Source organism: Ruminococcus flavefaciens 007c (assembly GCF_000571935.1).
GTDB classification, from domain to species: domain Bacteria; phylum Bacillota; class Clostridia; order Oscillospirales; family Ruminococcaceae; genus Ruminococcus; species Ruminococcus flavefaciens_F.
In genome coordinates this window covers 1-656 of the sequence record NZ_ATAX01000027.1, presented here as the reverse complement: position 1 = coordinate 656, position 656 = coordinate 1, and the positions used below count along the sequence as shown (strand labels likewise).

Annotated in this window: 1 protein-coding gene; it reads right to left on the bottom strand. The window is 41.5% G+C overall.

Translation table 11 applies throughout. The features are described from left to right. Window positions 1-14: 14 nt before the first annotated feature. Window positions 15-656, bottom strand: a 642-nt coding sequence (locus RF007C_RS17500) for a hypothetical protein (RefSeq protein ID WP_037299788.1), incomplete at its 5' end; no start/stop codon positions are given.

The following is a 656-nucleotide window of genomic DNA, read 5'->3' as shown; positions in this document are numbered from 1 at the left end:
CGCTTGTATGCCGCCTAAATCCGCACCGCTGATACGTCGATTTCGCCGTTCATCAGCTTCGGCAGGAGCGTGTCACGGAGGGCTGCGAGTCTTGCTATCTCATTGCAATTCTTTTCTATTTCGTGTATAGCAGCCCAAGCTAATTCTGAAAATCTGCTTATTTGCGTTATATCAGCTTTAGGAGCAGTAAATGCCGAAATCATTTTTGTAGTGAGGCTTCCACGGATACTATTGGAGTTGGATATTACTCTTAATTCTTCATATCTTCCGCAGATATTCCAATAAATAAACGGCATATATATTCTTTCCGACTCTACAACTATGATAGACTGATTGATATAGGTATCTGTAAGCAACATCGAGGTTTGACCTCTGGTGTGACCTTGACCAGCAGATGCTATTACAGTATCATATTTCTTGGCTAATCGGGTAGAAGAATTATCAACGCCTGCCTGTGTAATAGTTTTTTCAGTATCTACGATGTATTTTTGAGAAGTTTCACCCGATGAAAGCCATTTGAACTCTCCACTCCAGTAGCTTTCATTTGAGGTAGTTGGTGTACCACCACTAAAAACTCTATCAGCGTAGTCGCTGATCTTTGCGGTAAGCTCACAATCCTTAAAGGTTTCAGCATAGTAAGCAGCTATAAGCTGATG